This window comes from Vibrio sp. D173a (genome assembly GCF_030248475.1).
The window spans coordinates 1-979 of the sequence record NZ_JAHGAH010000365.1; the positions used below are offsets into that span (position 1 = coordinate 1).

Here is a 979-nt window from a genome sequence, read left to right on the forward strand (position 1 = left end):
AACGACGTTACATTTTTCAAGCACTTATGATATTGCCAAACCAGATCGTCTCTTTAGACGCATTAGTTATGGGATCTTGCGTGCAATTCAAAACCAAGATGGCTTGTATATCCATAGTGAAAAGGACTATCAAAGGAATTTACGTAAACGTCATATGCTGCAAGATTTACAAAGGGACATTCGAGATGGTGGGGCTAACTTCGAGCTCGCATATCAACCTATTGTTCACAGTATGAATCATGATAGAGAGTGTATTCGTGAAGTTTTGCTTGTATGGCGGAAACGTGGGCATATTGAGCCAGAAAGCTATATGTCGTTGCTTAGTGATACTCCACATATTCACTATTCATTGACTCTTATGATCATTAGAAAAGTCGTTGAATTAGCCAGAAAAGATGAACAAGGCCAATGGGATTATAGTATCAACATTGCAATGTCCGACCTTGCGATGACTTCATTTTATAACGATATTTTCAGCCTTACCAAACATTGCCCAGAAGTTCGTAAAAAGTTAATTTTTGAGTTAGTTGAACACAGCGAAGCTATTTCTCAAAAGCATGTACAAGATAATCTTCAAAGCTTGAAACGCTTAGGGTGCCGCCTCGCGATAGATGATTTCGGTACGGGTTATACTAACTACGACCTTTTAAATAAGGGACTTTTTGACGTAGTAAAGATAGACGGTCATTTTGCAATGAATATGGGCAAGGACCCTGTGAGCAATGAGTTTTTAAGATTTATGTTTCGCTTATCTGAGCAAGTTAACTTTACGTTAGTGGTATGCGGCATCGAGGAAGAATTACAGGCTAAATATGTGCCTAAAAAGGCTCATGTATGTTTACAAGGCTTACATTTTTCTCACCCGAAAAAGCTCGTCAATACATTAAGAGTTGCGTAAAGCCTATAGACATTCCGAGCATGCCTGTGCGATCAAAGAACTAATAAGGAGTCTTTAGGCGGTGCAGATAGATCGTCGAAA

The 979-nt window shown here is 39.0% G+C and carries 1 protein-coding gene; it reads left to right on the forward strand.

The annotated features are described in order from the left end of the window. A partial coding sequence (locus KIV40_RS25885) for an EAL domain-containing protein (RefSeq protein WP_285352058.1) occupies nt 1–898 on the forward strand: 898 nt, incomplete at its 5' end. Nucleotides 899–979: the final 81 nt, after the last annotated feature.